Genomic DNA, 24,872 nt, shown 5'->3' with positions numbered 1-24,872 from the left:
TACGTTATAATGAAAGAAAAGTCATCAGATCACCTGATCAATTTACATTAATTATACGTGAAGGAGAGAGTATATGCTAGAGCCAATTGTAATCGAAAAGCTTCGCCAAATAGTAGGAGAAAAACATTTCATGGAGCATACAGAAGCACGCGTTGCTTATTCGTATGATGCAACACCGATGTTGCAGAACTTGCCTGACGGTGTCGTATTCCCTGGATCCACAGAGGAAGTCTCACAAGTACTTAAAGTGCTGAATGAATATAAAATCCCAGTCGTTGGACGAGGGGCTGGGAGCAACCTTTGCGGGGGGACAGTCCCTATTGAAGGCGGCATTGTGATGGTCATGAGCCGCATGAAGAAGTTGTTCGAGATCGATACCGATAATTTAACGGCGACGTTCCAGCCGGGACTCAATACAAAGGAATTTCATTTAGCTGTGGAGAAGTACGGTTTATTCTACCCACCAGATCCAAGCAGCATGGTCATCTCGACTCTTGGCGGCAATATTATGGAATGCGCCGGGGGACTTCGAGGACTGAAATATGGCACGACTAAAGATTATGTCATTGGTCTGGAAGCTGTACTTCCAAGCGGAGATATTATTCGCACAGGTGGTAAGCTCTACAAGGACGTAGCAGGCTATGATCTAACGAAGCTGCTCGTCGGCTCGGAAGGAACTCTAGCGATCATTACCGAAGCAACGGTGAAGTTGCTGCCAGCTCCGACTTATAAGAAGACGATGCTTGCGATGTATCGTGACATTCACGATGCTGCTCGAACGGTATCCAAAATTATTGGAAATCGCATTACGCCAGCTACACTTGAGTTTATCGATAATCCAACTCTTCGTGTTGTTGAAGCTTACAACAAAATTGGCTTGCCAGTGGATATGGAAGCTGTGCTTCTAATTGAACAAGACGGAATTGATGAAGGACTAGTGAATAAAGACATTCAAGACATGATTCGGATTTGTAAGGAGCAAAATGCGGCTGATGTTCAGCTTGCTACAACTGCTGAGGAAGCTGAAAAGCTGATGATGGCGCGTCGTACAGCGCTTTCTACACTGGCTCGGATCAAACCGACGACGATTCTAGAAGATGCAACCGTTCCACGTTCCAAAATCGCTGAAATGGTCAATGCAATCAAGAAGATTTCGGAAAAATATAATGTACAAATTTGTACTTTTGGTCATGCTGGAGATGGAAATTTACATCCAACTTGTGCAACGGATGCTCGTAATACAGATGAAATTCATCGGGTAGAAATGGCGTTTGAGGAAATTTTTGAAGCGGCGATCCAGCTTGGCGGTACGATCACTGGCGAACATGGTGTAGGGACTGTCAAAGCACCGTATTTGGAGTGGAAAGTTGGCCCAGCTGGTATTGAACTGATGAAAAACATCAAGAAGGCGTTTGACCCGAATAACATCATGAATCCGAGTAAAATATTTGCCAAAGAGTCAAGAAAAAGAGTGGTGATTCATCAATGAGTACAACAGAAACCTCGATCAAATCGAAAGTTGCTGCGGTTAGCTCTACACCACTAGCTGAACGCATGAAACTAACACTGAATTATGATGAATTGACGAACTGTATGCGCTGTGGTTTTTGTCAGGCGGCTTGTCCGACTTTCCAAGAAACGGGCTATGAAGCTGCTTCGCCCCGCGGTAGGATTGCACTCATGAAGGCAGTCGTAGACGGTGTGATGGAGCCAGACAAAATGTTTCAAGAACAAATGGATCTATGTTTGGGTTGTCGCGCTTGTGAACCTGTGTGTCCGGCTGATGTGAAGTATGGACATTTATTGGAACAAACAAGAGATGCGATCGAAGAGAAAGCAGCTGAGCATCGTGTATGGGTAAAGGCGCTTCGCACAACTTTGTTGAAGCACACATTTCCTTTTCAAAAAAGAATGCGAATATTGGGCGGCGGGATGAAGCTGTATCAGAAATCAGGACTAAGGTGGCTTGCTCGTAAATCAGGCGTATTGAAAATCTTGCCGGTTCATATGCAGCAGCTTGAAAAGGTGATGCCAGAAGCATCTACCAAAGGAGTTGTCGAACATTTAGGTACATTCTATCCAGCAAAAGGGAATCCAATTGGAACAGTTGCCATGTTCCGTGGCTGCATTATGGATGTCATGTTTACCGAAACCAATATTAATACAGTGAAGCTGTTATCCGAAGCGGGTTTTGATGTCGTAATTCCAGAGACACAGAACTGCTGCGGTGCACTTCAAGCCCATAGTGGTGAGATGGATCTTGCGAAAGATTTGGCGAAGAAAAATATTCGTGCGTTCGAAGCGGCACAAGTGGACTATATCGTGTCCAATGCTGGCGGCTGCGGCGCACTTCTTATCGAATATGATCACTTGCTGCACGATGATCCTGAGTATGCAAAAGCAGCAAAACATTTTGCAGAGAAAGTTAGGGATGTGAGCCAGCTCTTACTTGAAAAAGGTAATCTTCCAGCGCTTAATCTCTTATCTGGCAAAAACGATAATGGGCAAAGTAAGCCAGTCACGGTGACTTATCAAAACTCCTGTCATTTGAAAAATGTAATGAAAGCAGGCAATGCGCCGCGTCACTTGATCGCTAAAGTTGCAGATGTGAACTTTGTTGAGATGACAGGAGCAGATAGCTGCTGCGGTTCAGGTGGGATCTATAACCTCGTCCAACCAGAGATGTCGATGCAAGTTCTTGATCATAAAATGGAGCATGCCAAAGAAACGAACGCGCATCTTGTCTTGACGAGCAATCCGGGATGCTTGCTTCAAATGCAACTTGGTATTGAAAGAGAGCAGCTTTCAGATAAGATGCAAGCTGTGCATGTCGTGGATTTCTTAGCAGAACGGATCTTGGAGAAACAGTGAGATTTGGGGTTGTTTATCGTGCCGATTTTGTTTAATGACCTTAAACGTGTACAATATATGTACAAAAGCGAATAAAGGAAGATCACGATGACCACGACATTGCAACTAGATAAAAAAGTAGATATTTCCGAATGGGCTCAAATTAATAAGGACAAAATCGGCAAAGGCATTAAAAAGCCTCGTTTCCGTAAACCAAAGGAATGGTCGATTCAGAACCGGATTCTAATGGCTGTGATGATGGTTGAAGATGTGAAGCTCTCGGAGCTTGCAAGCGAACTACAAGTTGCCAACCGCACGGTGGCAGCTTGGATTTATCAAGGCGTGAAACCAACAGAAGAATATCGAGCACGTATTTCTTTTAAGTTCGGCATACCACAATCGGTTTTATTCTTTGATGATCAGAACTATGATCAAGTGGAGAAAATAACAGATAAGAAGTTTTATAAACGTGTTTTCCTAGGCATGAAGCTTAATCGAATTTTAACGGGTTTGTTTGCAGTGCATGACATCTCACCAGCCGAGTTCAGCCGTGTTAAAGGTTTAAATCCCGCCACAACACGTAAGTATATGCATAGCGGGGAACTTCCGTCTGATGCGTATAAGAAAGTCTTCTGCGAGTATTTTGGGCTGCCTGAAGAAATCCTATTTTATGAGAGTGTGTAGGGAAAAATTTGAGTTTGAGATGGGGGGGACTGCGGGTGGTGATGTCCTTCCGTACGCTGTTGAAATCGGATTCCTTTGATTAGGTTGATAGGTTGGAATCCGATTTCAAAGGCGCACCGCTTCGCTCTCCAGGACATCACCACCCTTCGTCCCTGCTCCTTCCCGAAGTTGTGCCTTCCACCTTTTTTGGTGTAGGCAGGGTGAATTTAGCCTATCATCGGCTAAATGAATAGGGACAAATAAGAGGAACCCACATCTTTAGCGAGACGGTGGGTTCCTTTTTGTTTATTTAGGGCTTATCGATTTATTCTTAAGTATAGCAATGTAAGGATGCCGATAGTGGCAAGGTAAGTAAGTGTGACAAGCACGGCATAACCTATTTTTGTTTTAGTGACGGTATGACTGTCATAGAAATCAGGTTTTCGAAAAAAGAAACCGGTCCATAGCTCGCCAACTAAATTAAGAACTACTAGGGTGAAGTTTTTAACTATCTTCATATGGAGCACCTCATCACATTGAAATGTTTAATGTATTTCTATTCTAACACGTTTACTTTCCATATATGCCCAACTACTTCTAAATAATCACATTATTATGTCATTGGCATTCGCTAATTCATTCCATTGTGAAAAACCACACATGTGATCGGACAAAAAAAGTTTATAGTTGAAGGGGCAAATTTTTAAGAGAAGACGAGAGGAGTCCTGAAGCTAAAACATGTCGATCCTAATTTCGAATCGTGAAGTTGCTAACAACGTGTATCTGTTAACGGTAGAAGGTAATTATCAAGGAGCAATCGGGCAATTCTATATGCTGCGGGCTTGGGGGAATTACCCCGTTCTTTCGCGTCCTATTAGTATTTTTAATAGGGAAGAGGGCAAGATTCAGTTTCTGTATAAAGTGTTTGGTGAAGGCACGGGGTTCATTTCAAGGCTTAAGCCAGGGGATGAGATCGGGCTGGAAGGACCTTTTGGAAACGGGTTCCCGCATATCGAAAGAAAGGTTGCTATGATTGGCGGAGGCATTGGAATAGCGCCGTTTTATTACGCAGCTAAACAAATGCCTTGGGCAGACGTGTATTTAGGTTTTGGACAAGAACCATATCTTGTTGATGAATATAAGGAAGTTGCGGCGAATGTCGTGGTCAATGTAGGTGGCAGAGTACTCGATGAACTAGATGTCGATGTATACGATGCCATTTTTGTATGTGGACCGCATGGTATGATGCATGCCACTTATGAGAAAGCGAAGTTTAGCAAGGCAGATGTGTATGTTTCGTTAGAAAAACGGATGGCTTGCGGGGTTGGGGCGTGTCTGGTGTGCAGCGTCATTTGTCAGAATGGGAATAAGCGAGCTTGTGCGGACGGACCGGTATTTTTAGCGACGGAGGTGAATTTCGATGCAGAAAATGGCTTGTAAGATTGCAGGGGTCGATTTTAAAAACCCCGTTGTGATGGCATCGGGAACGTTCGGATTCGGAAAAGATTATGCGAAGCTGTACGATATTAACCAGTTGGGTGGTATTTCTGGAAAAGGCTTAACGCTGCAGCCGAAGGCAGGTAACCGTGGGATTCGGGTATGGGAAACACCTTCTGGGATGATGAATAGCGTGGGCCTTGAAAATCCGGGCATCGCGGCTTTCCTTGAGGAAGAAATGGCGTACTGGGAAACAATTGAACCTGCGAAGATCGTGAATCTTGGGGGCGGATGTATCGAAGATTACGCTGAGGGTGCACGGATGATTACCGAGGACACACGAACACGCCAGAAGGAAGGGCGCGTTGGTGTCGATATGATCGAGCTGAACATCTCTTGTCCCAATGTGAAGCAAGGTGGCATTGCGTATGGTATTCAGACGGAGACGGCAAGAGAAGTTGTGCGTGAAGTACGTCAAGCAACCTCATTACCACTTGCAGTTAAGTTATCTCCGAACGCCGAGAATATCGTTGCGATGGCGGCAATGTGTGAAGAAGAGGGCGCAGATGCGGTCTCCCTGATCAATACATTTTCCGCGATGAAGATTGATATTCGTAACCGCAAGAGTGTATTTGATAATGGGTATGCAGGACTTTCAGGCCCTGCGATCAAGCCGATTGCACTGCGCATGGTTCACCAAGTGGCGAAGCAACTTACGATTCCGGTTATGGGAATGGGTGGTATTTCAAGTGCAGAGGATGTTATCGAATTTATTATGGCAGGTTCGACGGTCGTGCAGATTGGGACGTACAACTTTATGAATTTACGTGCTGGTGAAGACATCCTTGCAGGTATTGAGGCATTTATGGAACGTGAAAATATTCAATCTTTGGATGAAATACGAGGCATTATTTAATTCCAAAAAGATATTGACTTCAGAGAAAAGAAGCACTTCGATCGCTGTTGAAATCGAATGTGCTTCTAATTGATCTTATTATTCGAAAATAGAACCTATTCGTACGAGAGCCCAGTCGAGCTCATCTTTAGTAATGGTGAGCGGTGGTGCGAAGCGGATCGTATTTTCGTGGGTTTCTTTGCAAAGCAGACCTAATTGTTTGAGTTGTTCACAATACGGTCTTGCAGGTTCGGTGAGTTCCACACCGATGAAGAGGCCTTTACCACGGATTGCTGAAATTTTGGCAGATTGTATTTTTTGCAGTTCAGTTAGAAAATAGCTTCCAAGTTCGGAAGATTGTTCGACGAGTTTCTCATCATCCAACACGTCCATGGATGCAATCGCAACCGCACAGCCAAGCGGGTTTCCACCAAAGGTAGAACCGTGTGAACCAGGGGTGAAAGTACCAAGAATGCTCGCATCTGCTGCAACAGCGGAGATTGGGAATACACCGCCTCCGAGTGCTTTTCCTAGGATATACATGTCGGGGATGACCTGCTCCCAGTCACAAGCGAATAGCTTGCCTGTACGTCCAAATCCAGTCTGAATCTCATCAGCGACGAATAGGACATTGTTCATCTGACAAAGTTGGTGCGCATCCCGCAGGAAACCTTCATATGGCATAATAATACCCGCTTCACCTTGGATCGGTTCGACGATAAATGCGGCTGTATGTGGAGTAATTGCCTGTCGAAGCGCTTCCAAATCCCCATAAGGAATAATTTTGAATCCAGGAGTGAAAGGGCCAAACCCCCTTTTATATTCATCCGAAGATGAGAAGGACGTAATGGCAAGTGTCCGCCCATGAAAATTCCCTTCGCAGACGATAATTTCAGCCTGATCATGCGCTACTTGCTTGACTTCATATGCCCAACGTCTTACAGCCTTCAGTGCGGTTTCGACCGCCTCTGCGCCCGTGTTCATAGGAAGAATCATATTTTTATGTGTCAGAATGGAAAGCCGTTCATAGAATTCGCCCAATTGATCATTGTGAAAAGCGCGAGATGTAAGTGTGACACGATCGGCTTGATCTTTTAACGCTTGAATAATACGTGGATGACGGTGCCCATGATTGAGTGCCGAGTAGCTGCTGAGCATATCCATGTATGTGTGACCTTCCGGATCTTCAACCCAAACACCTTCTGCTTTCGAGATGACAATAGGAAGGGGGTGATAGTTATGCGCACCATAGTGCTCGGTCTGGGTAATAATTTGTTCTGTTTTATTCACTTGAAAAGGACCTCCACCGTTTGAATTTTTTGAACACACTCCTATAAGATGCGCTGCCCCATCAGGGAGCAGATCAGTTCGTTGGTCAGTCTGACGGTGCGATTGTTCGAGTCCAATAACGGATTCACTTCTACGAATTCAGCTGATGTGATTAACCCCGACTCATACATCATCTCTAAGGCAAAATGAGCTTCCCGATAGTTCACGCCACCTTGAACGGCTGTTCCTGTACCTGGTGCTTCATAAGGATCTAAGCTGTCGATATCAAAGCTCAAGTGGACACCGTCCGTGTCTTGACCTACGATGCGGAGCGCTTCTGTAATAATATGAGACATGCCAAGTCGGTCGATATCATGCATCGTGAAGCAGGTAATGCCGGAGGAGCGAATCCATGCTTTTTCTCCCTCATCTAATTGTCTGGCACCTATTATGACGACGTTCTTCGGATCGATGTTTGATCCTTCTTGCTTAATATGGGTCAGCAGCGCATGCCCTCTACCTAGATTGACGGCTAGTGACATACCATGAATATTGCCAGATGGACTCGTCTCTTCTGTATTTAAGTCGCCATGGGCATCGAACCAAATCACGCCTAAATTTTTATAATGTTGGGTTAAACCCGCTATCGTTCCTATTGCAATGCTGTGGTCACCGCCGAGCACAAGTGGAAATTTATCTTGTTCGACAATGGAAGAGACTTTAGCAGCGAGCTGCGTGTTGACCGTGACAATATCTTGGAGATGTTTAAGTGTGGTATGACCAGTCTCGGATGGGGCTGGATCAGCTGATGCAGCTGCGATTTCCCCTTCATTTTCAAGGACTAATGGCAGTTTGGATAAGTGACGGATGAGTCCAGCATCTATTAGTGCCTCTGGACCTAAGTGCGCGCCTGGTCTTGCTCCCCCTAAGCCGAATGGTACACGTATGATCGATACGATTTTGGATGTCATGTGAATAAGCTCCTTTCCATCTTTCACTCTTCAATATGCAAAAATGATGCCACATGAGCGGTTTGGTAAGCTTGAATTTGAGTCCTGTGCATGCAAAAAAGACAAACATCTAATGCTTGCAGATGTCTGTCTCGTTAGTTTAACTTAAAGCAAGTCTTATGCGTTTAAAATTTGGTCGATCAGGGTTAACTCATCGTTTGTGAATTCGAGATTGTTGATCGTGGCTGCACAATCTTCGATTTGTGAAACTTTACTTGCTCCGATGATCACAGAGGTAATTCGTCCTCCACGAAGCACCCATGCAAGCGCCATTTGCGCAAGTGTCTGATTGCGACTCATCGCAAGTTCATTTAATCGAGTCACTTTACCGAGTAATTCATCCGTTAAGTCAGTCGGCTTCAAGAATACACTCTCACTTGCTGCGCGTGAGTCTGATGGTACACCATTCAAGTAGCGATTCGTCAGAATACCTTTTTCCAAAGGTGAGAAGGCAACGGAACCCACTCCATGTTCTTCTAGAACATCCTGTAAACCGTCTTCTACCCAGCGATCGAGCATCGAATACTTGGGTTGATGTACGAGGCAGGGTGTTCCAAGTTGTTTAAGAATTTGGATCGCTTCTCTAGCTTCGTCCGCATTATAATTAGAGAGTCCGACGTAGAGAGCTTTTCCTTGACGAACGATGAGATCAAGCGCTGCCATTGTCTCTTCAAGCGGCGTATCAGGATCTGGACGATGATGGTAAAAAATATCCACATAGTCGAGTCCCATCCGCTTCAAGCTTTGGTCAAGGCTGGATACAAGATATTTTTTGGAACCCCATTCTCCATAAGGCCCTGGCCACATGTAATAACCAGCTTTAGTCGAAATGATCATCTCATCGCGATAACCTGCAAAGTCTTCTCGCAAAATGCGACCGAAGTTTTCTTCAGCCGATCCAGCAGGAGGACCGTAGTTATTCGCTAAATCCATATGTGTAATCCCTAAATCAAAAGCGCGTTTGATCATGGCACGGCTGTTCTCATAGACGTTCACATCACCGAAATTGTGCCACAATCCAAGTGAAATGGCAGGAAGTTTCAAGCCGCTTTTGCCACAGCGATTATACTTCATCGTGTTGTATCTGTCTGAACTAGGTGTATACGACATGCTATCCAACCTCCTAATGTGCATATGAACATACTTACACTATTATTTTATCTCGAAATCCTGTAAAAGAATAGCAGGACCTTTGCAATATCGCATGGATTCCTCGTACAATAGAATTATGAACAGAATGGCTGGAAAGAGGTGTTAGCATGAAAGCATTAATTGTGATTGACTATACCGTTGATTTTGTAGTTGGAAAATTACCCGTTGGTGAGCCTGCTATTGCGATTGAATCGCGCATTGTGGAGCTGACGGAATCTTTTATACAGCAAGGTGAGTTTGTGGTGATGGCAGTTGATCTGCATCATCAAGATGACCCCCATCATCCGGAGACGAAGCTATTTCCTCCCCATAACATTCAAGGCACACCTGGACGCGATTTGTATGGTCAGTTGAAGGATACTTATGAAGGAAATCGTTCACACATCTATTGGATGGATAAAACGAGATACAGTGCATTTTGTGGGACAGACTTGGAACTTCAATTAAGAAATCGCGGTATTCAGGAGCTTCATCTGGTTGGCGTATGTACCGATATATGTGTATTACATACCGCTGTGGATGCTTACAATAAAGGGTTCGATCTTGTGATTCATGAAGATGCGGTCGCCAGCTTTAATGAGTCCGGGCATACATGGGCGCTGGGGCATTTTAGAGATTCGCTTGGCGCGAATATAAGGAGTGAACGGTAATTGCTACACACACATAAGAACATCACACTTCACACAGATAAATATCAGATCAATATGATGTACGCGCACTGGGCGAACGGTACACATAATCAACAAGCTGTATTCGAGGCTTATATTCGCAAGCTTCCTTTTGGTAATGGATATGCCGTGTTTGCTGGTCTACAGCGTATTGTGGAATATATGAATGAATTGCGATTTGATGATGAAGCAATTGATTTTTTACGTCAGCAAGAAGAGGGTTATGCACCCGAATTTTTGGAGGAACTGCGGAAGTTTCGATTTACAGGGCAATTATTTGCGGTTGAGGAAGGGACATTGATATTCCCGCATGAACCCCTTATTCGGGTGGAGGCTCGAATCTTTGAAGCGCAATTAGTGGAAACAGCGATCTTGAATTTTATGAACTTCCAGACGCTTATTGCGACCAAGGCTTCCCGAATTAGGAACGTTGCTCCAGAAGATCACTTACTCGAATTTGGTACAAGGCGTGCGCAGGAAGGGGATGCAGCAATTTGGGGTTCTCGTGCGGCGTATATTGCTGGATTTAATGCGACTTCCAATATGCTTGCAGGCATGCTGTTCGGTATCCCGACAAGTGGAACACACGCTCATTCTTGGGTGCAAAGTCACGAGAGCGAAGAGGAAGCGTTCATGCGTTATGCGAAAGTGCTGCCGAATCAAGTGACATTACTCGTCGATACATACGATACACTAAAAAGTGGCGTCCCGAACGCCATTCGTGTAGCGAAGTATCTGCAAGCCGAGGGTAAGAAGCTTAATGCGATCCGTCTAGACAGCGGTGATCTGGCTTACTTGTCCAAAATCGCACGCTCCATGCTGGATGAGGCTGGCTTCCCTGATGTAAAAATTGTGGCATCTAACGATCTGGATGAGCATATTATTTTTAATCTTAAGGCGCAAGGATCTCGGATTGATGTCTGGGGAGTGGGGACACAGCTGATTACTGCTGCAGATCAACCTTCACTCGGCGGGGTATATAAAATGGTGGCTAGAGAGCAGGATGGTAAGATGGTACCGACGATCAAGATCTCCGGTAATCCAGAGAAAGTATCTGCACCAGGAGCAAAGACGCCCTACCGTTTAATGAACAAAAAGACAGGTATGGCTGAAGCTGACTACATCGCGCTCGTAGGTGAGGAAGATGTGCTCCGCGGGGAACCGCTCAAGTTGTTCGATCCTGCACATCCTTATTTGAACAAATATATCGATTATTATGAAGCCATTCCGCTTTTACGCCAGATTTTCCGTGATGGAGAGCAGGTATATGAGCTGCCAACACTGGATCAAATTCGTGCACATCATGAGGCGCAGAAGCAGCAGCTATGGCCGGAGTATATGCGGAAGCTGAATCCGGAGGCACACCCAGTCAATTTAAGTGTGAAGGCGTGGACCTTAAAGATGAAGCTGCTTAAAAAATATAAGAACTAACATTTCGGCTATCGCCGTATAGAAGGGTGACAGGAATGCCACAAGGTAAATATTTTCGAATCGGTTATGGCATCATTATTGTTTTGACAATCATCTTTTTAGCTGCACAAGTGAATTTCATATTCGCACCTTTTGTGCTTATTATCAAAACATTATTCCTACCATTCCTACTAGGCGGAGTGTTTTATTATTTATTGCGACCCATTGTGGACTTCTTCACGAAACGAGGCATGAACAAGTCGCTCAGCATTCTATTGATCTATCTCTTTTTATTTGGAATTATCGTCTTCGTTGTGATGACACTGATACCCATGCTGAAAACACAGCTAAATAACTTAATTAATAACATTCCACAAATCGTACAGCTTGCTAAAGATCAAGTCTCTGAGCTGCAATCGAATGAATATTTAGCTAGTTATTTTCAGCAATATCAAATCGATTTCTCGGCTCAAATTTCGGAGTTTGCGAATAATATCATCTCCAATATGGGCTACGCGCTGAACACAGCAATGGGCTTTATGTCCAGTGTTGTTGTGCTTCTCTCAACGGTACCTTTCATTCTGTATTACTTGTTAAAAGAGGGCCACCGTGTTCCTCCGCTCATTCTACGGTTGTCACCGGATAAGCATGATGATGAAGCAAAGCTGATTTTGCAAGAGATGGACAGTGCGCTTAGTGCCTATATTCAAGGAAAAATTCTCGTTAGCTTCTGTGTGGGTGTGCTAATCTACATGGGTTTTCTCATCATCGGTATTGATTATTCACTCATTCTGGCGCTGTCTGCCATGTTCATGAATGTCATTCCGTTTGTTGGGCTATTCATTGGGATCATCCCAAGTATTGTAGTGGCATTTATTGATTCACCGTCCATGGTGCTCCAGATGGCATTTGTCGTTATCATTGCGCAGCAGATCGAGAGTAATTTCTTATCGCCGCAAGTGATGGGCAAGAAGCTGGACATTCATCCGCTTACGATTATTCTGCTGCTCATTGTGGTTGGCAGCTTCGGTGGCTTGCTCGGCATGTTCCTTGCTATACCGGCTTATGCGGTCATTAAAGTCATTGTCAGTCACATGTATCGTTTGTATGTTCTTCGAAAGAGAACGACGATTGCGAAATAAGTACTTCTTCGATATCGCACAGCCTGATGACCCACTGGGTTACGTCATCTAGGCTGGCGATATTTTTATATCTAGCTTGAATGTGGTTTAAGTCAATGCCGATCTGATTTGGTTTCTCAAAGTGGGTTGTCAGGTCACTCAATAATAAGCTTAAGGAGAAAATATCTTCATTCATTTCATTCATACTATGTATGTCAAAAGATCCTTGGAGCGGGATGTACAAGTATGGCATGTTCCAATCTATTTCATTGGGTTGAAATTGGACACCGAGCAGGAAAGGTACGATTCGATCCTCATGAAAATCCCCGTACAGCGCGCAAGTTGGCATCTGCTAATGCACTCCTTTTCTTCGAAGTTGGTCGCTTAGTTGATTCATAATCGTATGTGTCGCTGCTGACCAATTCACAGCATCATATTTTCGCATATCTGCATCCATCTTATTTCGTATGGCTTGATCCATAATCCCCTGTAAAACCCTACGCTGAATTTGCTCCAATCTACGCTGTGCAAGTGCGTGTGTCACTCTAAATTCCACTGCAAGTAAATCAATAATCTCATGCTGAGTCTGCGGTAATTCTAATTGCTTAAACATGGAATAGGGAATTGCTGCGTACAGTTGGAAGGCATTTGCCTCTACCTCCTGCATGTCCATGAATTCGTCGGACATCTCCACCTGATTGCCCGAATGCCGCAGCACATGACACAATTCATGTAAAAAATCCTCCCACTGCTCCTGCGGCGAGATGCGCCTGTTAATACAAATACTATACACCCCGTTGCGATCCATAGCCTGACTGCCCATTTCCATGAAATACACCCACACATTCAATTTCTGAGCGATTTCAAAAATGCCAAGCTGACTTGGCTGCGTAATCTGAATACGCTTGTACATATCTTCAATCCAATATTCCAAAGGCGTAAGCCGATAGTGACGCTGCATAAGACACCTCATTTTTACGAATATATGTTCGTTTTTTAGCGGAAAAGAAAAGCCCGAAGGCTTGTTTTAAGTGAGGTCGTGATTAAAAAGTCAGTTACTGCGGAGAAAGAAATCACTTCCGGTCGCTGTTGAAATCGTAAATTTTTTTAAACACTTACTCCCCTTGTATATCACCTGGCTTGCGATTCTTTTCATTTTGTTTAATGAATTCCCAGAATCGAAGCATTTCCTCTTGGCGCTCTTTCGGTGCGTTCTTGAAATCCTTGAAAAATACGTTGATCTCCGGATCACTTGAGACTTCATCCGTGTCTACCGTATTTGTGCTTGTCAGCTCATCTGACTCCCCGAATAAATAATCCATCGAGACATTGAACGTCTTGCTGATCTTCTGCAAGGTTTCTTTACGCGGAATGCGTGCTTTGTCTTCCGACTCGTATCCGGCAATGGTCGATCTCGAAACCCCGAGGAGTTCGGCAGCCTGATCCTGCGTCATATGATTTACATTTTCTCTAAGATGTTTAAACCTTTGGGCAAAAGTCGACATTGTATCACCACCGGAACAATTTATTCTTATAATAACACATTTGTTCCGATAATGAACGTTATTATTCGGAACATTATTGTTGATTTTGTTCCTTTTAGGAACTATAATGAGCGTAATTAAATACGTTCCTTATCGGAACAATAATAAACTCGAGGTGAGTTAAATGGGACAAGTACCTTTTAGCATGGTGAATATAGATAAAGCGGCAACGCGTAAAAAAGTAGAAGAAGCATTGGAAACGGTAAGGATTTTTAAGCGCATTGGATTTATACGTAAAGAAGTTAAAACTACACAATCTTATGAGGCACGTTATCACGGTGATACGAATACGACGAATAAACCAACTGAGCGTGTAGCAGTAGCAAATGTGGACGGTGAAGAGCGTCTTCGGATCTGGACGGAGAATGTAGAGCGGGCTGTTCAACAACTAGATAGCAAGGAACGAGATATTGTTGAACTTCGATATTTAGTTGAGGATCCTGGGCTCGATAGCATTCTGTGCCATGAGCTTGGTATGAGTGAGCGAACCTATCGTAGAGTGAAAGCAAAAGCTTTTGAAAAATTAGCTTACATGTTAAATCTAGAAGTGAAAATGGAGATGACCGGATCGTGACCGCCGTTTGACCGGACTTTGACCATTTGTTGGCAGTTCATTCCGGGTTTACCATGATATATTGATAGTGTAAAGAAATAGGGGATAAGTGAACAAAGCGGAATAGAGATATATGACTACAGAGGTGATCTTTTAGGGCAAGTTCTTTTATCAATCAATAGGAATTGACCGAGCAGCCACTCGTAAGAAAGTAGAACAAGCACTAGAGTCTGCTCGGATATATCGTCAAATTGGATTATACGTAAGGAGATCCAGACTACAAAATCCATGAGGCACGCTATCACGGGGAAACAAATACAATTCATAAAGCAACAGAGTCAACTGCAATCTTCAATGTCGATAGCACAGAGCATCTTCAAATACGGACGCAACATATAGAATACGCTGTGAAACAACTGAATTTAGCAGAGAGAGAAATGATTGAACGCAGGTACTTAGCTTCAGAAACAGAATATGATTTTTTATTATGTCATGAATTAGGCATGAGTGAACGTACATATCGCAGATTTAAAGCACGAGTGATTGATAAGCTAGCTTTTATGCTTAGCTTGGAAGTAAAGAATGATGAAACAACAAATGTGCCTTTGACCGTTTGACCAGAATTATAGCTTTTTTTGAACTTGAATTAATAACGCAATTGTTTCAATGGCCTCCTGATATCAGGGTGGCCTTTTATTTTGCCCTGTCATATGGCTTTAAACTAGGCAAATCACTGGATAAAACCAGATATTTAGGAGTGGATCGTAGATATGTTGTTTTAGGTAACTTACGAAATACTAGAGAAGGGTAAGAAAGGATGGTGAATATGGATTTTATTAGCATTAGGGATAGTGTAATTAAGGTGATGAAAACTCAGTTTCCTACCGCTGGGGTATACGGTGAAGAGATGAATCAAGTATTTAAAAATGGAGATTTCTTCGTTAAGTTATTGGATGGCACTCACTCTCGAGAATGTGGAAGACGTTATAAGCGATCGAATCTACTGGATATTTACTATTATCATGAAAACAATGAGCAGGCTTTAAAAGTCGCTGAGTCGCTAACAGAAATTCTTGAGTACATCACGATCAATGGGACGCTGTATAGAGGTACAGGCATAAAGTACGTATTCAATGCAAATGTGCTTCATTTTTATGTGAACTATAATTATCATCTTGTAAAACATGAAGAGGAAAGCTCTAAAATGACTACTTTAAAACAGGAGGGACGAATCAATAATGAAAAAAGAAAATGAACTTAATGAAAAGGTACAGACTTATACCAAGCAGCAGTTTTTAGAATCGCAACAGTTTAGTCCATTACAAAAAGATGTGCTAAATGCGTTACTAGAAGATAGAGAGTACACGATCGAACAAGCTAATAAAATCATTGAACAATTTGAAAAAAAGGTGGTGCTTTAAATGGCTGGAGGCACATGGGAAACTCAAAATAAAGTTCGACCAGGCGTGTATATTAATACGATTAGTGATACAAAACCGTTAGGAACGGTCGGAGAGCGTGGTATTGTGACAATGGCGATGCCACTTAGTTGGGGCGAAGCTAAAAAGGTTATTCCTTTAACGGTTAATGATAATTTGCACCAGATTCTTGGTTTCACTATCACTGACCCTCAGATGATGTTAATTAATCAAGCCCTAAAACGAGCCAAGACATTATTGTTATACCGACTTAATGAAGGTACAAAAGCGGCTGCAACGAGTGGGAGTACGACCTTTACAGCGCGCTATGGCGGCACACGAGGAAATGACATTACGATGGTGATTCAGAAGAATATTGATGTTCTCGAGAAATGGGATGTTCGAACACTTGTTTCAGGAGAAATCATTGATTCACAAACCGTGTCAACCCTTTCTGAATTTAAAGCTAATGACTGGGTAGTTTGTTCAGGTGAATTAAATGGAACTGCCGGCACACGACTTGCTGGTGGTACAGATGGGGCTGTAACAAATCAGGATCATACCGACTATTTATCGGCAATCGAAGTATACAATTTTAATGTCATTGCCCTAACAAGCACAGAGCAAGCACTTAAATCTGTTTATGTAACTTTTGCTAAACGTCTTAGAGAGGTTGAAGGTAGAAAAATTCAACTTGTACTTGAAAACTATCCACAAGCTGATCACGAGGGAGTTATTAGCGTTAAGAATGGTGTTGTACTCACTGATGGTTCGAGACTTACAGCGAGTCAATGTGTAGCATGGGTATCAGGTGCTTCTGCAGGAGCTTTGGTAAACCAATCATTAACTTATCAAGCTTATGATGAGGCTGTTGATGTTTATCCTAAATATACAAATACTCAAATCGAAGCGGCGCTAAAGGCAGGAGAATTTGTATTTACTCAAATTAAGGGCCGGGCGGTTATCGAACAAGACATTAACACGCTAACAAGTTTTACGCCGAAGAAGAATAAAACTTTTTCAAAGAATCGGGCTTTGCGAGCTTTGGATGGACTTGCTAATGATTTCAAACGAATTTTTGAAGATTACTATATGGGTAAGGTAGATAATAACCCAGATGGTCGTAATTTATTTAAAAAAGAATGCATCAATCAAGTGAATTTATATCAAGGCATGAATGCAATTCAAGATTTTAATTCCCAAAGTGATGTAGTGGTTACGGAAGGTGAAGAAAGCGACGGTATTTATATTGAACTTGCAGCTAAACCGGTCGATTCTATTGAGAAAATTTATATGAAAGTGAGAGTGAAATAGATGGCTTACTTAAAAGCAAAAGATACAATTTCCGGCCAGGAAGCTAGGGCATATGCAACGATCAATGGGAGAGTAGAAGAACTATTCTATGCCAAAAAAGTTGAAGCTAAAGTGAAAAAGAACAAGAAGTCAATGAAAACACTCGGTAAACGTGGTGCTCAGAATAAGGCTAATGGTTTTGAAGGAACAGGAAGTATGACGATTTATTACGTGACGTCGCTTTTCCGTCAACAGATGCTTGAATATATGAAAACCGGCAGAGACACTTATTTTGATTTGCAAATTATCAATGAAGACCCCGCTTCAAGTATTGGCAAGCAAACGGTGGTAATTAAAGGGGTAAATCTTGATGAAGTAACGTTAACTAGCTTTGATGTAGAATCTGAGGCGCTTGAAGAAGAACTTGCATTCACTTTTGATGATGCGGATATATTAGATCAATTTGGCAAACCAATTCTTGGATAATTTAATTTAATAAGAAGGGATGTATACACATCGATGTCAACTTTACAAGATTTTTTGAATGCAAATCCAGTCGATAATTTAACAGAGGAAGTACTCATTTCGGATCGTTTTAAAGGTGCTGATGGCGTACTGTTTAAATTTAGAATCAAAGCAATGACAAGCAGTGCATTTGAGAATGTACGTAAGAAATCAATGGTCGTTCGTAAGGGTGGAAAAGTGGAATTAGATTTAGAAAAATTTAATAGCAGTATTGTGATTGAACATACGTTAGATCCAGACTTTAAAGATGCGAAGAGCCTGGAAAAATCAGGATGTGTAAATCCCGAGAATTATTTAAGCAAAGTATTGCTATCCGGTGAGATTGCAGAGTTAAGTGAACGAATTCAGAATCTTTCTGGATTTAATAAGAAAATGGAAGATTTGGTCGAGGGAGCAAAAAACTAATCAAGGAGGGCGATAGTGAAGCGAATTATGCTTACTATGTTCTCCATAAGTTTCGTAAATTTCCATCTGAATTTCTTGCTCTAACGAGAGAAGAAAAAGCTTTCATAATTGCAGCAATCGATATTCGTATCGCGTCTGAGAAAAAGACATCGAAATAAAGCGGACGATATTTGAAAAATAGGTTTGATTTAGGGCGCCCAATGGGCGTCTTTTTCATTCCTGGAAAGGAGACACCCATATGGCAACTGTTACATCTTCTTTGAAATTATTTGATGGAATGACTGGATCACTAAAAAACATCTCAAAAAGCATGAATTTCATCGTCTCTGCTATGGATAAGCTGCAGTCTTCATTTGAAAAAACTATGAGAGTTGATGAGCTATTAGTTGCATCTAACAATAAATTAATTACATCTGAGAACAATTTGCGACAATCCCTTGATAAGGCTGCGGAAGCACAGAAAAAAAATAATCGGCCATCTGAAGAGGGTTCAAAAGGGAAAAATCCTATAGTAGAGCTTGTTAAAAATGTGTGGGATGAGGATAAAGCTTCCAAAAAAATAAGATATATTGCGGAAACAGCATTAAGCGGAGCCGTGGATCAAATGAAAGTTGAAGATATGTTTAAGGCGCAAACAAAGGATCCAGCAGTAGGTAGTGCGATGTTTGAGAAGTTCAAATCGGAAGCCATCGGAGCAGGAATAGATGTTAAAGAATATTTAAATAGTACACTTTCTTTTTTTCCAAAGACTCAAAATACAGATCAACTCTCCATGTTAAATACTCTTGCACAGCGGTTAACCGCGTTTGATAGTACAGGTGGTGGAATTAAAGGAGCTTCGAAAGTTTTAAATGATGCTATGTCAGGTGATACTGGTGCACTTGCTGAGCGATTTAATATGTCTAAAAAAGATATAGGTTCTTCTAAAATTGAAGATTTAGGAAAGTCAGGAAATGTTGATGGGTTTCTAAAAGCTTTTGATGAGCTACTTGAAAAGCAACAAATGGGAGAGAAAGGATTCCAAATGATGCTTACAAGTCCAGTGAAGCAAGTTGAAATGTTCGGTAATAACATAAAATCAATTCTTGATAGCGCAGGTATTGCAGTTATTAAGGGTTTATCTCCTTTACTGGCAAGGCTAAATGCAGATCTTCAAACAGGTAAAATTCAAGCTTTCTTTAATGGATTAGGTCAAGGTTTATCTTGGGTGACTGACGCTGCAATGGCTATTTATGATGCGATGTCTATGATATTTGGATTTATATCGAATAATTGGGGCAATATCGAACCGATCATTTGGGGGATTGTTGCTGCGTTCGGAGCTTGGAATATAGCGACATTTGCACAAGTTGCGGCACAGGCGATACAGACATTTGTCACAACAGCAAGTACGGCTACGCTTTTTGTACAGACTTGGGCTACATTGGGACTGGCTGCTGCTTGGGGGACACTAAACACTGCAATGAAAGCAAATGTTTTCATTATAATTGCTTCTGTAATTATTGGATTAATTGTTTGGCTCTATCAATTATGGGAAACTAACGATAATTTTGCAGCTGGTTTAATGCGAGCGTGGAACTCAATTCTTAACTTTTTTGATACAGTGCCGGCTTACTTCTGGCAGTTAGTTGAGTGGATGATGCAACCTTTTGTGAGTTGGGCGCAGATGTTTGGACAATTGTACGATAAAGTGATAAACGGCATTATTTCCGGTATTAATTCGGTACTGGGCTTAGTGAACAAGATTACTGGGTCATCGTTCGAGATTGGAGCTAAGTTTAACTACGAAGATATGATAAATGGGATTGCTGATTTTGCTAAAGGCAAGAAAGAAGCCGCCTATTCGAATGCCGCAGCTAATGCAGCACAACGAGAGCAAGAGGTACAAGATATGGTTAGCAGTCGCGCAAGCAAAAGAGCTGCGGAAGAAGCGACTAAAGCTAAAAAAGATGCAGATGAAAAGAACAAGCTGGATAAATGGAATGCGAACCTAGCTCCCAATATTGGTCGAGTGGATGAAGTAGGCAAGATTGCAGATACCGTGGATGTCTCAAGCGAAGATCTTAAATTAATGCGAGAGCTAGCTGATATCCAAAGCATTCAAAACTTTGTCACGCTAACACCAACTGTCGCAATGACAACAGGCGATATAAACAATGGATATGATGTGGATACGATCATATCGCGTATCACAAAGTCACTTGAGGAAGAAGTAGCATCATCGGCACAGGGGGTGTTTAGCTAAGTGGAGTACGGAATATGGCTAAGCTTTAATAATCAAGAAGAAGGATTTCAAATACCAGTTAACCCAGAATCTCTGGAAATTAGCGAGAGTGGTAGTGGAGATACGCATGATATAGGTGCATTAGGCGAAATCAATGTCATTAAGAGCCCTCAGCTAACTGAATATAAATTTGAAGGTATCTTTCCAGCTATGCGATACCCTTTTGTTACAAGTAAAGTCCTCCTAAAGCCCATGCAATATGTCGGATTTATTAAGAAATGGATGGGAACAAGACGTCCGATCAGATTTGTATATGTAGGTACAAATGCAGATATCAATGGTGAAGGTAAGGTCATCTCAGAAGTTAATGAGGCTGTTAGTATCGAGAAGTTTAATTGGAACGAAGCTGCAGGTTCACCTGGAGATATTGAATATTCTCTAACCCTCAAAAAGTATGTATTTTATGCAGCTAAAAAGGCTGTATATGCGGAGAATAAGAGCACAGGTGAATTTGAAGTTTATAAACAGAGTCCCGAACGGCCGGATGATAAACAAACGCCAAAAACGTATACGCTAGTTGCTGGAGATAATCTCTCCAAGGTTGCTAAAAGGGTCTTGGGCGATGATTCGAAATGGCGAGATATTCAAATGTTGAATGGCATCACGGATGCGCAACTAAAACAACTTCAAATCGGTATGGTTCTAAAAATGCCGTAGGGAGGCTTTATGCTTGAAGTTCTAATTGACAATAAAGACGGTCAAGTGTGGGACATCTCGAACATTGTATCTAGAGTCTCATGGAAAACGAAAAGAATCGGAGCTGTCGGTAGCCTAGATGTCACGATGATTAAAGGTGGATTATATGAGTATGCTAGTTTTAAGTGTAATAATGGCGACATTATAAAGGTTCGTTTGGGTGATGCCAATATCTTTTATGGCTATATTTTCTCGATAGATAGCGGTAAAGATGAAGCAATTACAATAAAGGCTTACGACCAACTACGCTACCTCATGGTGAATGACACTTATGTACTTAAAGGGGCTACGGCAACGGAAGTAATTAAGAAAATTGCAGATGATTTTAAATTAAAGACAGGTACACTTGTGGATACGCAATATAAGATTCCTTCACTCGTAGAAGATAATAAAAAGCTGCTCGATATTATAAGTAAAGCTTTGGATTTAACAATCATAGCTACGAATAAGAATTTCGTGCTTTATGACGACTTTGGTAGTCTTGCGTTGCGTAATGTTGAGGATCTTAAGCTTGAATTTTACGTAGGTGATGGAAGTTTGATGTATGACTATACGTACAATCGATCCATTGACGAAGATACCTATAATAAGGTGAAAATTATTAAAGATAACAAGAAATCCGGAAAGCGTGAAGTGTATATTGAGCAAGATAGCGCTAATATCGCAAAATGGGGTTTGCTGCAACTCTATCAATCCGTTGATGAGAACATGAATGCGGCCCAAATTAGTGATATGTTGCAGAAGTTAATAACAGTAAAGAATAGGGAGAAAAAGACCATTCAGCTAAAAGCTATCGGTGATCCGAGGGTGAGAGCAGGGTGTTATGTTCCTGTTGAGATTAAAGAGTTTGGTATCAACCAACATTTTTTGATCGATGAATGCACGCATGATTTCGATTCCACAAGCCATACCATGACACTAAGTTTGAAGGTGATATGAATTGTCTCTGTTAAATATTATTAAAACCGCCGGTGCAGGCGCAGTAGATGCAAGTAATCCGGTTGCCATGCTTTTTGCAGAAGTAACACAAACAAATCCTCTTGAGTTAAACGTTGATCAACGGTTTACACTCACAGAGGAATTTTTAATTATTCCAGAGAGCCTAACTCGGTATGAGCTTGACTTACGACACAAGCACGATGCTCCTGGAGGGCCTACACAGAATGCGTTGCCTCAGAAAATTGTAATCCGTGAAGGTTTGAAAAGCGGTGACTGCGTGCTGCTCCTACGTGTTCAAGGTGGTAACAGCTTTGTCATTATAGACAAGGTGGTGAAAGGATGATTCCGCAAGGTGGTGTATTGCAAGCCAATCAAGTCATTGAACAGATTCTGCAACCTAGTAAGACATACAGATTAGATTTAATAAATAAGCGTGTTACTGGCATCGCAGATGGTTTAGATGCAATAAAGCAAATGGTGGTTAAATGTCTTTCGACGGATCGATATGAACACTTTATTTATAGTTTCAATTATGGGACAGAGAGAATACTCGGTTCTGAACGCCTTCTCTTACAATCAGAGACCACGCGTTTTATCACAGAAGCGTTAATGCAAGATGATCGGATTACAAGTGTCGAGGACTTTGTATTCACGTTTGAGGGCGATACAGGAACAATCGTATTTGATGTGGTTACTGATTATGGGCGTTATAGGGAGGAGGTAAGCAGAAGTGTATGAGAATCAGACGTATGCTGTGATTTTAAAGAGGATGTTGGCAAAGGTACCTAATGACATTGATAAACGAGAGGGAAGCATTATCTACGATGCATTAGCACCTGCTGCTGCTGAGTTATCACAGATGTATGCAGCAATGGACACTAACGTTAACTTATCATTCGCTGATACGGCTAGCGGTGAATATTTAGATCGTCGAGCACATGATTACGGCATAGTTAGGAAGTCAGCTACAAAGGCAAGGCGAAAAGGATTGTTCTACGGAAACAATGAAGCGCCTATTGACGTTCCGCTTGGCAGTAGATTTTCAATAGAGAAACTAAATTTTGTTGTTGTAGATCGTATTGCAGGAGGTCAGTTTACTCTCGAGTGTGAGGTCGCAGGGGCTATAGGGAATACCGTTTTCGGTCCTATGTTGCCGATTGATTATATTGGCGGACTAGCTAAAGTGGAACTGACAGACATTTTAAAGCCTGGAGATAACGAAGAAACGGATGAGGCACTTAGAGAACGCTATTACCTTCGCGTGCGATCGCCCTCTACTAGTGGAAATGTTGCTGATTACATCAACTGGGCGCTGGAAGTGCCTGGTGTAGGTGGTGTAAGGGTCATCCCGTTGTGGAGCGGTGGGGGAACGGTGAAGGTGGTAATAGTTGATAATGAAAAGAAGCCAGCAGCCGAGGAACTTGTCCAGAAGGTACAAACATATATTGCTCCATATCAATCTAGCGGAGAAGGCAAGGCACCGATAGGTTCACTTGTAAAGATAGTAGCGGCTACGGGTGTTAGCGTAAATGTTACAGCTACGGTTATATTATCAGGTTCCCTCACACTAGAGGAAGTAAAAGCGAAATTTACAACTGCCTTAAATGACTACTTAAAGGGTATTGCCTTTTCTCCCGATACGACAATTAAATATGTGCGTGTGGGCGCTATGTTATTGGACATTGATGGTGTGCAAGATTATTCAGACCTGAAAATTAATAATGGCACAAACAACATCATCGTAACACAAGAGCAAGTTGCGATTGCTGGGACGGTGACTTTGAGGTGAATGATTATGTAATTACAAGCCCTAAAGGAAAAGCTCTACTTGAGTATCTACCGCCTTTTTATGATCCGATTTACGACTTTAGAGCACTAGTTCAGGCGGAGGGTATAGAGTTTGACGATTTAGCCATTCGGAGTGAAAGTCTCCTGGATCAGACTTCTGTCGGATTTGCTACATGGTCGCTTGAGCGCTGGGAGAAGGAATTTGGAGTAAGAACAGAAGCAGGTAAGCCGATCGATCAACGCCGCAGTGTTGTTATATCCAAATTACGTGGGTCTGGAACGGTTACTGTCGCTTTGATTAAGAATGTGGCAGAATCCTACGCAAATGGTGAGGTTTATGTAACTGAACAATTTAATGACTACGTTGTCAAAATTACATTTGTTTCCCAACTTGGAATACCACCTAATATTGAAGATATAACGAAAGCGTTGCGTGAGATCATTCCTGCACACTTACAGATCGAATACAGCTTTAAGTACGTAACATATGGCATGTTAGAAGACAGCGGAAAGACATTCGGACAGATTGAAGTGAAAGGTCTTACTTTTGGTCAATTAGAAACAACCTTACCTTAAAGGGGTGATATGATGCTTACTAAACCAAGCGGAATACGAAGTGTGCAAGCAAACGATAACGCAGCTCTTGCAAATTTTAACCGCAATGATGACATTTTAGATTATTTACTACGTCCGTATCGAGAAAAGGTCGATACAAGCACCTATGACTCTGAAACGGATAAATATACAAAGGTTGAGTATTTACGTCCAGAAGATGGAAGCGTTGCGATTAGCTGCGTTCTTTCTGCAAAGGATGCTAACGGGAATTACTTAACCGATACGTGGACATTGAATATGCCGTCAGGCGTTAAAACACGCATATGGACGCTTGTATACGATGCGAACGGCAAGGTTGTAGATAAAACATACGTAGATAAATAGGAAAGGGGGATAT

At 42.1% G+C, this 24,872-nt stretch carries 29 protein-coding genes; 23 read left to right on the top strand and 6 right to left on the bottom strand.

From position 1 onward, the window contains the following. Positions 1-130: 130 nt before the first annotated feature. The 5 genes from ACSBOP_RS17290 to ACSBOP_RS17270 all read left to right on the top strand — a co-directional run bounded on the left by ACSBOP_RS17290 (position 131) and on the right by ACSBOP_RS17270 (position 5,866). Positions 131-1,489: an FAD-binding oxidoreductase gene (locus ACSBOP_RS17290; RefSeq protein WP_442601761.1), complete on the top strand. Its 1,359-nt coding sequence runs from the start codon at positions 131-133 to the stop codon at positions 1,487-1,489. Continuing rightward, entirely contained in the window at positions 1,486-2,871 is a 1,386-nt protein-coding gene (locus ACSBOP_RS17285) for a (Fe-S)-binding protein (RefSeq protein WP_442601760.1), read from the top strand. Before ACSBOP_RS17290 ends, ACSBOP_RS17285 begins: the two co-directional genes overlap by 4 nt. Before the next feature lie 87 nt (positions 2,872-2,958). After that, positions 2,959-3,534 carry a hypothetical protein gene (locus ACSBOP_RS17280; protein ID WP_442601759.1) on the top strand — a complete coding sequence of 192 codons (576 nt, stop codon included), beginning with the start codon at positions 2,959-2,961 and terminating at the stop codon, positions 3,532-3,534. 717 nt (positions 3,535-4,251) lie between these two features. Further along, a complete protein-coding gene (locus ACSBOP_RS17275) occupies positions 4,252-4,953 on the top strand; it encodes a dihydroorotate dehydrogenase electron transfer subunit (RefSeq protein WP_442601758.1) in 702 nt (233 codons plus the stop codon). Next, on the top strand, positions 4,934-5,866 hold the full coding sequence (locus ACSBOP_RS17270) for a dihydroorotate dehydrogenase (protein WP_442601757.1): 933 nt from the start codon (positions 4,934-4,936) through the stop codon (positions 5,864-5,866). The genes ACSBOP_RS17275 and ACSBOP_RS17270 overlap by 20 nt, the downstream gene beginning before the upstream one ends. A gap of 78 nt (positions 5,867-5,944) precedes the next feature. Here ACSBOP_RS17270 and ACSBOP_RS17265 read toward each other — a convergent pair whose 3' ends face one another. The 3 genes from ACSBOP_RS17265 to mgrA form a co-directional block, all read right to left on the bottom strand. Then, a complete protein-coding gene (locus tag ACSBOP_RS17265; RefSeq protein WP_442601756.1) occupies positions 5,945-7,135 on the bottom strand; it encodes an ornithine--oxo-acid transaminase in 1,191 nt (396 codons plus the stop codon). Between the two features lie 41 nt (positions 7,136-7,176). Further along, complete coding sequence (rocF, locus tag ACSBOP_RS17260) at positions 7,177-8,085, bottom strand: arginase (RefSeq protein WP_442601755.1); 909 nt, start codon at positions 8,083-8,085, stop codon at positions 7,177-7,179. Between the two features lie 156 nt (positions 8,086-8,241). Further along, positions 8,242-9,234, bottom strand: a complete 993-nt coding sequence (gene mgrA / locus ACSBOP_RS17255; RefSeq protein WP_442601754.1) for an L-glyceraldehyde 3-phosphate reductase — start codon at positions 9,232-9,234, stop codon at positions 8,242-8,244. Positions 9,235-9,383: 149 nt separating this feature from the next. Between mgrA and ACSBOP_RS17250 the strand changes: the two genes are divergently transcribed. Genes ACSBOP_RS17250 through ACSBOP_RS17240 form a run of 3 tightly spaced genes read left to right on the top strand, consistent with a single transcriptional unit; the run spans position 9,384 to position 12,496 of the window. Next, positions 9,384-9,926 carry a cysteine hydrolase family protein gene (locus ACSBOP_RS17250; protein WP_442601753.1) on the top strand — a complete coding sequence of 181 codons (543 nt, stop codon included), beginning with the start codon at positions 9,384-9,386 and terminating at the stop codon, positions 9,924-9,926. A 54-nt stretch (positions 9,927-9,980) separates the two neighbouring features. Next, complete coding sequence (locus tag ACSBOP_RS17245; protein WP_442604515.1) at positions 9,981-11,375, top strand: nicotinate phosphoribosyltransferase; 1,395 nt, start codon at positions 9,981-9,983, stop codon at positions 11,373-11,375. Positions 11,376-11,410: 35 nt separating this feature from the next. Further along, on the top strand, positions 11,411-12,496 hold the full coding sequence (locus ACSBOP_RS17240) for an AI-2E family transporter (RefSeq protein WP_442601752.1): 1,086 nt from the start codon (positions 11,411-11,413) through the stop codon (positions 12,494-12,496). Here ACSBOP_RS17240 and ACSBOP_RS17235 read toward each other — a convergent pair. The 3 genes from ACSBOP_RS17235 to ACSBOP_RS17225 all read right to left on the bottom strand — a co-directional run bounded on the left by ACSBOP_RS17235 (position 12,441) and on the right by ACSBOP_RS17225 (position 13,980). Beyond that, the gene (locus ACSBOP_RS17235; RefSeq protein ID WP_442601751.1) at positions 12,441-12,824 is read right to left on the bottom strand and encodes a hypothetical protein; all 384 of its coding nucleotides are present in this window, start codon (positions 12,822-12,824) and stop codon (positions 12,441-12,443) included. The genes ACSBOP_RS17240 and ACSBOP_RS17235 overlap by 56 nt on opposite strands. A 3-nt stretch (positions 12,825-12,827) precedes the next feature. Continuing rightward, positions 12,828-13,436: an ImmA/IrrE family metallo-endopeptidase gene (locus ACSBOP_RS17230; RefSeq protein ID WP_442601750.1), complete on the bottom strand. Its 609-nt coding sequence runs from the start codon at positions 13,434-13,436 to the stop codon at positions 12,828-12,830. 154 nt (positions 13,437-13,590) lie between these two features. Further along, the gene (locus tag ACSBOP_RS17225; RefSeq protein WP_442601749.1) at positions 13,591-13,980 is read right to left on the bottom strand and encodes a helix-turn-helix domain-containing protein; all 390 of its coding nucleotides are present in this window, start codon (positions 13,978-13,980) and stop codon (positions 13,591-13,593) included. A 163-nt stretch (positions 13,981-14,143) separates the two neighbouring features. Here ACSBOP_RS17225 and ACSBOP_RS17220 point away from each other — a divergent pair, with 163 nt between their 5' ends. The 15 genes from ACSBOP_RS17220 to ACSBOP_RS17150 all read left to right on the top strand — a co-directional run bounded on the left by ACSBOP_RS17220 (position 14,144) and on the right by ACSBOP_RS17150 (position 24,859). Beyond that, complete coding sequence (locus ACSBOP_RS17220) at positions 14,144-14,593, top strand: ArpU family phage packaging/lysis transcriptional regulator (RefSeq protein ID WP_442601748.1); 450 nt, start codon at positions 14,144-14,146, stop codon at positions 14,591-14,593. Between the two features lie 263 nt (positions 14,594-14,856). Continuing rightward, positions 14,857-15,189, top strand: coding sequence for an ArpU family phage packaging/lysis transcriptional regulator (locus ACSBOP_RS17215; protein ID WP_442604514.1), 333 nt, complete (start codon positions 14,857-14,859; stop codon positions 15,187-15,189). A gap of 209 nt (positions 15,190-15,398) precedes the next feature. Continuing rightward, positions 15,399-15,827 carry a phage tail terminator family protein gene (locus ACSBOP_RS17210; RefSeq protein WP_442601747.1) on the top strand — a complete coding sequence of 143 codons (429 nt, stop codon included), beginning with the start codon at positions 15,399-15,401 and terminating at the stop codon, positions 15,825-15,827. Further along, positions 15,811-15,993 carry a hypothetical protein gene (locus ACSBOP_RS17205; RefSeq protein ID WP_442601746.1) on the top strand — a complete coding sequence of 61 codons (183 nt, stop codon included), beginning with the start codon at positions 15,811-15,813 and terminating at the stop codon, positions 15,991-15,993. Before ACSBOP_RS17210 ends, ACSBOP_RS17205 begins: the two co-directional genes overlap by 17 nt. Further along, positions 15,994-17,304 carry a phage tail sheath family protein gene (locus ACSBOP_RS17200; RefSeq protein ID WP_442601745.1) on the top strand — a complete coding sequence of 437 codons (1,311 nt, stop codon included), beginning with the start codon at positions 15,994-15,996 and terminating at the stop codon, positions 17,302-17,304. It begins immediately after the preceding gene. Further along, the gene (locus tag ACSBOP_RS17195) at positions 17,305-17,769 is read left to right on the top strand and encodes a phage tail tube protein (RefSeq protein WP_442601744.1); all 465 of its coding nucleotides are present in this window, start codon (positions 17,305-17,307) and stop codon (positions 17,767-17,769) included. Between the two features lie 33 nt (positions 17,770-17,802). Continuing rightward, on the top strand, positions 17,803-18,213 hold the full coding sequence (locus ACSBOP_RS17190) for a phage tail assembly chaperone (protein ID WP_442601743.1): 411 nt from the start codon (positions 17,803-17,805) through the stop codon (positions 18,211-18,213). 238 nt (positions 18,214-18,451) lie between these two features. After that, positions 18,452-20,458: a hypothetical protein gene (locus ACSBOP_RS17185; protein ID WP_442601742.1), complete on the top strand. Its 2,007-nt coding sequence runs from the start codon at positions 18,452-18,454 to the stop codon at positions 20,456-20,458. Beyond that, positions 20,459-21,154, top strand: a complete 696-nt coding sequence (locus ACSBOP_RS17180) for a LysM peptidoglycan-binding domain-containing protein (protein WP_442601741.1) — start codon at positions 20,459-20,461, stop codon at positions 21,152-21,154. It abuts the gene before it with no gap. A gap of 9 nt (positions 21,155-21,163) precedes the next feature. Then, positions 21,164-22,132, top strand: a complete 969-nt coding sequence (locus tag ACSBOP_RS17175; protein ID WP_442601740.1) for an XkdQ/YqbQ family protein — start codon at positions 21,164-21,166, stop codon at positions 22,130-22,132. Between the two features lies 1 nt (position 22,133). Further along, positions 22,134-22,475 carry a DUF2577 domain-containing protein gene (locus ACSBOP_RS17170; RefSeq protein ID WP_442601739.1) on the top strand — a complete coding sequence of 114 codons (342 nt, stop codon included), beginning with the start codon at positions 22,134-22,136 and terminating at the stop codon, positions 22,473-22,475. Then, on the top strand, positions 22,472-22,870 hold the full coding sequence (locus tag ACSBOP_RS17165; RefSeq protein WP_442601738.1) for a DUF2634 domain-containing protein: 399 nt from the start codon (positions 22,472-22,474) through the stop codon (positions 22,868-22,870). Before ACSBOP_RS17170 ends, ACSBOP_RS17165 begins: the two co-directional genes overlap by 4 nt. Beyond that, entirely contained in the window at positions 22,863-23,921 is a 1,059-nt protein-coding gene (locus ACSBOP_RS17160; protein WP_442601737.1) for a baseplate J/gp47 family protein, read from the top strand. Before ACSBOP_RS17165 ends, ACSBOP_RS17160 begins: the two co-directional genes overlap by 8 nt. Beyond that, positions 23,918-24,496 carry a putative phage tail protein gene (locus ACSBOP_RS17155; RefSeq protein WP_442601736.1) on the top strand — a complete coding sequence of 193 codons (579 nt, stop codon included), beginning with the start codon at positions 23,918-23,920 and terminating at the stop codon, positions 24,494-24,496. The genes ACSBOP_RS17160 and ACSBOP_RS17155 overlap by 4 nt, the downstream gene beginning before the upstream one ends. 9 nt (positions 24,497-24,505) lie before the next feature. Continuing rightward, positions 24,506-24,859, top strand: coding sequence for a hypothetical protein (locus ACSBOP_RS17150; RefSeq protein ID WP_442601735.1), 354 nt, complete (start codon positions 24,506-24,508; stop codon positions 24,857-24,859). Positions 24,860-24,872: the final 13 nt, after the last annotated feature.

This window comes from Paenibacillus sp. KN14-4R, from assembly GCF_052180255.1.
Classification (GTDB): Bacteria; Bacillota; Bacilli; order Paenibacillales; family NBRC-103111; genus Paenibacillus_AM.
Note: the sequence above shows the minus strand (reverse complement) of the source record. Positions and strands in the feature narration are given on the sequence as shown.

What these genes read in the sequence shown, in the direction of transcription:
- ACSBOP_RS17290 (WP_442601761.1), top strand. Translation starts at nt 131, where the DNA reads ATGGAGCATACAGAAGCACGCGTTGCTTATTCGTATGATGCAACACCG.
- ACSBOP_RS17285 (WP_442601760.1), top strand. Translation starts at nt 1,486, where the DNA reads ATGAGTACAACAGAAACCTCGATCAAATCGAAAGTTGCTGCGGTTAGC.
- ACSBOP_RS17280 (WP_442601759.1), top strand. Translation starts at nt 2,959, where the DNA reads ATGACCACGACATTGCAACTAGATAAAAAAGTAGATATTTCCGAATGG.
- ACSBOP_RS17275 (WP_442601758.1), top strand. Translation starts at nt 4,252, where the DNA reads ATGTCGATCCTAATTTCGAATCGTGAAGTTGCTAACAACGTGTATCTG.
- ACSBOP_RS17270 (WP_442601757.1), top strand. Translation starts at nt 4,934, where the DNA reads ATGCAGAAAATGGCTTGTAAGATTGCAGGGGTCGATTTTAAAAACCCC.
- rocF (WP_442601755.1), bottom strand. Translation starts at nt 8,085, where the DNA reads ATGACATCCAAAATCGTATCGATCATACGTGTACCATTCGGCTTAGGG.
- mgrA (WP_442601754.1), bottom strand. Translation starts at nt 9,234, where the DNA reads ATGTCGTATACACCTAGTTCAGACAGATACAACACGATGAAGTATAAT.
- ACSBOP_RS17250 (WP_442601753.1), top strand. Translation starts at nt 9,384, where the DNA reads ATGAAAGCATTAATTGTGATTGACTATACCGTTGATTTTGTAGTTGGA.
- ACSBOP_RS17245 (WP_442604515.1), top strand. Translation starts at nt 9,981, where the DNA reads ATGATGTACGCGCACTGGGCGAACGGTACACATAATCAACAAGCTGTA.
- ACSBOP_RS17240 (WP_442601752.1), top strand. Translation starts at nt 11,411, where the DNA reads ATGCCACAAGGTAAATATTTTCGAATCGGTTATGGCATCATTATTGTT.
- ACSBOP_RS17235 (WP_442601751.1), bottom strand. Translation starts at nt 12,824, where the DNA reads ATGCCAACTTGCGCGCTGTACGGGGATTTTCATGAGGATCGAATCGTA.
- ACSBOP_RS17230 (WP_442601750.1), bottom strand. Translation starts at nt 13,436, where the DNA reads ATGCAGCGTCACTATCGGCTTACGCCTTTGGAATATTGGATTGAAGAT.
- ACSBOP_RS17225 (WP_442601749.1), bottom strand. Translation starts at nt 13,980, where the DNA reads ATGTCGACTTTTGCCCAAAGGTTTAAACATCTTAGAGAAAATGTAAAT.
- ACSBOP_RS17220 (WP_442601748.1), top strand. Translation starts at nt 14,144, where the DNA reads ATGGGACAAGTACCTTTTAGCATGGTGAATATAGATAAAGCGGCAACG.
- ACSBOP_RS17210 (WP_442601747.1), top strand. Translation starts at nt 15,399, where the DNA reads ATGGATTTTATTAGCATTAGGGATAGTGTAATTAAGGTGATGAAAACT.
- ACSBOP_RS17205 (WP_442601746.1), top strand. Translation starts at nt 15,811, where the DNA reads ATGAAAAAAGAAAATGAACTTAATGAAAAGGTACAGACTTATACCAAG.
- ACSBOP_RS17200 (WP_442601745.1), top strand. Translation starts at nt 15,994, where the DNA reads ATGGCTGGAGGCACATGGGAAACTCAAAATAAAGTTCGACCAGGCGTG.
- ACSBOP_RS17195 (WP_442601744.1), top strand. Translation starts at nt 17,305, where the DNA reads ATGGCTTACTTAAAAGCAAAAGATACAATTTCCGGCCAGGAAGCTAGG.
- ACSBOP_RS17190 (WP_442601743.1), top strand. Translation starts at nt 17,803, where the DNA reads ATGTCAACTTTACAAGATTTTTTGAATGCAAATCCAGTCGATAATTTA.
- ACSBOP_RS17185 (WP_442601742.1), top strand. Translation starts at nt 18,452, where the DNA reads ATGGCAACTGTTACATCTTCTTTGAAATTATTTGATGGAATGACTGGA.
- ACSBOP_RS17175 (WP_442601740.1), top strand. Translation starts at nt 21,164, where the DNA reads ATGCTTGAAGTTCTAATTGACAATAAAGACGGTCAAGTGTGGGACATC.
- ACSBOP_RS17165 (WP_442601738.1), top strand. Translation starts at nt 22,472, where the DNA reads ATGATTCCGCAAGGTGGTGTATTGCAAGCCAATCAAGTCATTGAACAG.
- ACSBOP_RS17150 (WP_442601735.1), top strand. Translation starts at nt 24,506, where the DNA reads ATGATGCTTACTAAACCAAGCGGAATACGAAGTGTGCAAGCAAACGAT.